This is a genomic window from Noviherbaspirillum sp. (genome assembly GCF_036846085.1).
In the GTDB taxonomy this organism is placed as follows: Bacteria; Pseudomonadota; Gammaproteobacteria; order Burkholderiales; family Burkholderiaceae_D; genus Noviherbaspirillum.
Genome location: NZ_DAIUCO010000307.1, coordinates 1 through 5,665, shown reverse-complemented (window position 1 = coordinate 5,665; position 5,665 = coordinate 1). Strand labels below are relative to the sequence as shown.

The window sequence follows — 5,665 nt, the reverse complement described above, 5'->3', positions numbered from 1 at the left end:
GCCTTGTTTGCCCGTACAAAAGGCAGCGTGGGCGCGACTTCCACGGCTGCACCGGTTTCCCGCAATTGCGCACCGAGGTTGGCCATCACTTCACCGACGACGCGATCCAGGCTCACGGTGGAAAGCGGGAGTTCCATCCGTGCCAGGCGGCTGTAGGACAGCAGGTCATCGATGAGCAGTTCGAGGCGTGAAGCCGCTTTCGTGATGCGCTGCAGATAATTTTGCGCGGTGTCCTCCAGGCTGTCCCTGTAGTCTTCCAGCAGCGCATCGGAGAAGCCCTGGATGCTGCGCAGCGGCGCGCGCAGGTCGTGCGCGACCGAATAGCTGAATGCCTCGAGCTGGTCGTTCGCTTCCTGCAGTTCACGATTCACATTCAATAATTGGTCATTCGCTTGATTGAGCTCTTCGGTACGTTGTTCCACGCGCTTCTCCAGCGTTTCCACCAGCACGCGAATCTTGGCTTCCGCGACTTTCAAGGACGTGATGTCGACTGCCACCGCACAGACGCCGATGGCTGTTCCTTCCTGGTTGCGCAGCGCCGCCTGATGAACCGCGTAGTGCCTCACACCTTCGCTGGTGTTCATCGCCTCCTCGGACTGAATGATTTTTCCGCCGGACAGCTCGTGCAGGTCGCTTGTTGAAAATCGTTTGGCAGGAGAGGAATGCGGGGATTGCCGGTCGCCCGCCATGGCGTTCGCGGAGCCGGTGCCGATGAGCCGTTCATACGTCTGGTTCACCAGCAGCAGGTTTCCTTCTAGGTCATTGAGGTAGATGAGCGCAGGCGAACTGTCGATCACCTCGCGCAACAGGGTATGGGCCTGGGCCAGTTCGTTTTTCCCGGCTTCGAGCGCATTGGAACGTTCCTGCAGCAGCTGCGAAGCACGTTCGATCGCGGAACCGACTTCGGCGGCCTCTCTGAGATGCACGCGGGGAGCCAGCACCGAACCGCCGCTTCCCAATGCCATGGCGGGGGCGGTAAGCGCCCTGATCGACCGGGCGATCCTGTTCCCCATGAACCACGCGAGCACCAGGCCGATGCCGAACAGGGCGGCAATACCCGCGGCAAGTGCCGAAAGGGGAACGATCAGCTCATCCGCGAGGGATTTCTTGGGAATGCCGATGGCGACACTCCAGCCGGTGGTGGAAGACCGGCTATAGGCGGTCAGCACCAGCATGCCTTCCTGGGTCGTGGTGCTGATGGTCCCTTCACGCCCGTTCAGCAAGGCCTCGAGCAAGCCGGGCGTTGCCTTGTTGCCGATGAATTTTTCGGGCGTGCGGCTGCGTCCGATGATCGTGCCGCTGCTGTCCAGAACCGCGGCTATCCAGCCGGAAGGAAGTTCCTGTGCCTTGAGGATGGCATCGAACTCTTTCGGCAGCAGGCCGACGCCAATCACATAGTCCACCCGGCCATTGATGGCGACCGGCACGTTGATGCTCATGATCGGTCGCTTGAGCGGAAGGCCGACGAAGAGATCCGATATGGCGGGCGCTCCGGTGGCAAAGACACGCTGCACCGGAGCGGGAATCGCGGTAACGGGCAAAGGCTCGCCGAACCGTACCGCGGTATTAACCAATTGCCGTCCGCTGCGATCTCTTACGACGACATTGGACCCCATTTCCGGCAGTGCCAGAAGTTCGCGCGCCACGGCGTCGAAGCGGGCGTAATCGCGCGCGGGCAGCGAATCATGTGTCGCGAGCGCCTGCCCCAGCGATATGCTTTTGCGCAGCCTGCTGTCCACCGCCTGGCTCAGGGCGCGGGCGGTCTGGACCGTCACATTCTCCTGCTGGGCGCGACCATGCTTGTACTGGTAGATGAACAGCACCGCTGCACCGATGATTCCCGGCAGCAGGCAAACGAGGACAAGGCAGGTTAAGAATTTTCGTACGGACCAATGGGATGTCGGGAGCGTCGGATGCGTCAATCTCGAGCTCGGAACTGCGATGGTTGAACAAACGCCATATCTCTGAAATGTCTGAATGTCAAAAAAAATTTGACACTATTCCATCGTTAAAAATTCTTGGATGGTCAGAAATAAAAGCGTGATCGCATGGGGCATTGCATTTTCCTGTGTCGCCGGTTGCGGTCTTGCATCAATCCAGCAACGTTCTTGCCATTTCGAACCGCTGAGCCCAATAACGATTGGTCAGCTTGTCAACGCGCACCTGGCCCCGGGAATTCGGCGCGTGAATGAATTCCCCCTTGCCAAGATAGATACCCACGTGGGAGAACGGCCGGCCAAGGGTGTTGAACAATACCAGGTCGCCGGTGCGAAGCTGGTCGATCGCCACCTCGCGGCCTTCCCGTGCAAGCAAGGCCGCATTTCCCGTCAGAGGCATCCCGACGGCCTCCCGGTAAACATAGGTCACCATGCCCGAGCAATCGAGCCCGGCCTCCGGGTTCTTGCCGCCGAACCGGTATCCCGTCTTCAGCAGCATCAAGGCATACATGGCCACTTCCCGTGCCGCCGGCGATGCTTCGGGTTCATTCTGGAAGACATCGGCGCTGATCCGATTGGCTGGCGCGGGAGGGACGCTACTGCATCCGGCAATAGCGAGAAGGAGAATGGCAACTGGAAGGCGTCGTTTCATGCAGGTCGATATGGTTTGGCGGCAATTGTATAGGATGCCTGCATTCCATACGGAAAGGTGTTACCTGCATGTGCAAAATTTTTCTCGAACTATTTAACTAATGGTTAGTCATCAGGCTATGCATTCGAATACGTCCGAATGTCTCCTCCCTGACGTCTCCTCGGGGATTGCCCGTAGCCAAAAGCCGATCGGGCTTTTTTGTGGGCGCAGTGTGCAGCGCAAGCGGGACGGATCGTTGTGTTTCCGATGGAAGGCGGCGTCCCGATGTTGAAGGTTAAAGTTTGCGTGCATCTTGCCGTAAACAGACAGGTAACACCCAAAGGTTTGATTCAGCCCGCAGCCGGACACGGTATGCGGGCTTTTTTCTTTCTCCGGGCCACATTCCTGCATGTGCCGCGCATCAGCCGGACTGCGCGGTGCGCCGTTCCTTCCTGGAAGCGAGGTATTGCCATAGCCATCCGCCGCGCCGGTCCTCGCCGGTCAGCACATAGTGGCAGGCATTGGCGTTCTTCAGAGTCAGCGCCAGGATCGAGCGTACCGAATGCTGGCCGGCGATCAGGAGGGCGTCGCCGGGTCTTAGCAGGAATGCATCGTCCGGCAACAGTACGGTCTGGCCTTCCCGCTCGATCATGAGCACGATCGCGGGCAACGTGTCGTCGCGCTCCGCATTGTCGCGCAGGAGCAGGCCGACATTGAACGGTTGGTTGCCGGAGAGGGCTTCATATGCCGCCGGCGTCGCATGCTGGTTGAAGGTGATATCCCATACATCCGGCATCAGCCCGTGCCAGATGTTTTCCAGGCGGGTTGCGAGCTGCCTGCACCAGTCTTCGTCGACACCGCGCACTGCCGAGAGGAAGCGTGACAGCAGCGGGGTGGTGATGATCGAGATGCACTCCTGCGCAACGATGCGCGTGTGCACCATGCTGAAATCGGCCCGGAAGGTGTCGAACAGCATGTCGTTGGCATCCTGGTTCTGCCGCGCCACGACGAAGATGTCCGGATTGAGCTTCCTGGCCATCATGGCGATGGAGAGGTTGTTGATATCGTTCGGGCTGCCGGCCACGATGCCTGCCGCTTCCATGATGCCGGCCTGTTCCAGTACATGCGCTTCGGTGCCGATGCCGGCGACGACCCGGCAATCCTCCGGGCCGTCGCCCTCGGGATCGATGATCGTCAGCTCGATGCCGGGCAGCGACAGGTAGCGGGCGATCGATTGTCCGAAGTGGCCGTAGCCGCAGATGATCCAGCGCCCGCGGGGAGGGCGATGCACATCCGGCAGCGCCGTGCCCGGCAAACCGGTCAGGATCTCGATCAGCCGGAAGCGTTCCGGCGAGGACATGGCAAGCGCGAGATACTCGGCGAACCGTTCATAGGCATTGACGATATGGTGGGTGCCGAACGAGGCCATGCTGGCGGCGACCGTCGGCGTGCGCGCCCGCGCCAGCACCGGGATGGTCGGGTTCAGCAAGCGCGCGTTGACGGCGATGGCGAGATTGGCATCCTCGTCATTCGTCACCGCCAGCACGCCCTTGCATTGCGGATGACGAAAGCCGGCCATCAACAGATTGCTGGAGACGCTGGCGTCCGCGGCCAGCGCCGGGTCATTGGTCTTGAAATCCTCCAGGTTTAGTTCCTCGACACGCTGCGCATCCTTTTCGAGGATCACGAAATCGTATCCGAGGAAATCCAGCGCGCGGCAGATCAGGGTGCCGGTTTCGCCGCATCCGCAGACGAGATAGAAAGGCGCCTTGATGTGTTTGACGCGGCGGGCGAAACGGGACGCCACGAGCGCATGCTGGAATGCCTTGTCCTGGAACAGCGTCAGCAGGGTCAGGATGGTATAGGTCCATGCGACCACGGTCAGGTAGATGGACACCGTGACCCATAACCGCTGCGCATCCGAGAAGGCCTTCGGTATTTCGCCGAAGCCGATCGTGGTGGCGGTATAGCTGATGAAATAGAAGGCGTGAAAAAAACTCAGCGGCGGCGACGGCGTGCCATCCTCGTTGATCCCGGGCGCAATGACCAGGCCGAGCACTGCGAGTGCGTACACCGCGATGAGCACGATCAGCGGTGCGCGCATCCGGCGCAGAACCAGGAAAATGACGCTGTTCTTGTTCATCCGTTTCAGCGCCGCATCATGACTGTTTCAACGATCAGCATCGTGACCGAAATCAGATTGGCCAGCAGCGCTCCACCGGCCAGCGACACGATGCTGACAGTCGTGCCTGGTGTCAGGCCCTCGCCGGTGACATGGACCGCCACCGTCCAGGTCACTGCGGCAGCAATCAGCTGGAAGTCTGCCACGAGGCTGGTGGAGAGATGCACGGCGCCGATCTGGGTGCGGTCGCCGAACTTCAATACGGTGGCGATCATGTTCACGACGATGGCGGCGAACAATTCATAAATATTGTGATGCTCGGGGTTGTCGATATCGCCGACGAAAAAGCCGAAATTAAGTGTCGCTGCAAACACGATGAAAAACGCGAAAACGACTTTTTCCAGATTCATTGCACATCCTTGGTGGGTGTTGGGCCGTTTGCGACGGCAAAGCCGTTGGGCCACGGCATGTTGTTGCGCATGTTGCATGCGTTGCGAATTTTAGCTTAGCGCCGGATTTCCCCATGCATATGGCGCAGCCGCAAGACCGGGATGGGTTGGAAGGAGGGATCTAGTGAGCAAGCGGAAGAACGAGGTCCCCCGTGTCCGGGCGCACCCAGCGCAGATATTCCCGGGTGGTGTCGATGCAGCCGCCGTCGCGATACACGCCGCTCGGTTCCCGGTACCGCAGCATCAGGCCAAGGATGCGCTGCACTTCGTCCGGGTCGCTGGCGGACGCATGGACGCGCTCTTCGACCAGGCGTTCATCAATCTGCAGTTCGCCCGCCGCATCGCGGCGGGCGGCGTGACGCCAGTGAAAGATCTCCAGGCATTTCGAGGTCAGCGTATAGGGTTCGGCCCGTTTCCAGAAATTGGTGAACATCCCGTTGCCCAGATACATCACCCATGACCCTTCATAACCGGTGACATCGGACGAATGGCTATCCGGATTGCGGAACCAGATGCGGTCGCCGGG

The 5,665-nt window shown here is 60.1% G+C and carries 4 protein-coding genes and 1 pseudogene; all 5 read right to left on the bottom strand.

The features are described 5' to 3' along the window. A partial coding sequence (locus V7080_RS23265) for a sensor histidine kinase (RefSeq protein WP_334190759.1) occupies nucleotides 1-1,823 on the bottom strand: 1,823 nt, incomplete at its 3' end. A 268-nt stretch (nucleotides 1,824-2,091) separates the two neighbouring features. Next, entirely contained in the window at nucleotides 2,092-2,589 is a 498-nt protein-coding gene (locus V7080_RS23260) for a C40 family peptidase (protein ID WP_334190758.1), read from the bottom strand. Nucleotides 2,590-2,989: 400 nt separating this feature from the next. Beyond that, nucleotides 2,990-4,711 carry a potassium channel family protein gene (locus V7080_RS23255; RefSeq protein ID WP_334190757.1) on the bottom strand — a complete coding sequence of 574 codons (1,722 nt, stop codon included), beginning with the start codon at nucleotides 4,709-4,711 and terminating at the stop codon, nucleotides 2,990-2,992. Between the two features lie 5 nt (nucleotides 4,712-4,716). After that, nucleotides 4,717-5,100 (bottom strand): DUF6394 family protein, encoded by a 384-nt coding sequence (locus V7080_RS23250; RefSeq protein ID WP_334190756.1) that lies wholly within the window; start codon nucleotides 5,098-5,100, stop codon nucleotides 4,717-4,719. 160 nt (nucleotides 5,101-5,260) lie between these two features. Continuing rightward, nucleotides 5,261-5,665: pseudogene (locus V7080_RS23245) on the bottom strand (hypothetical protein); the annotation flags it as partial.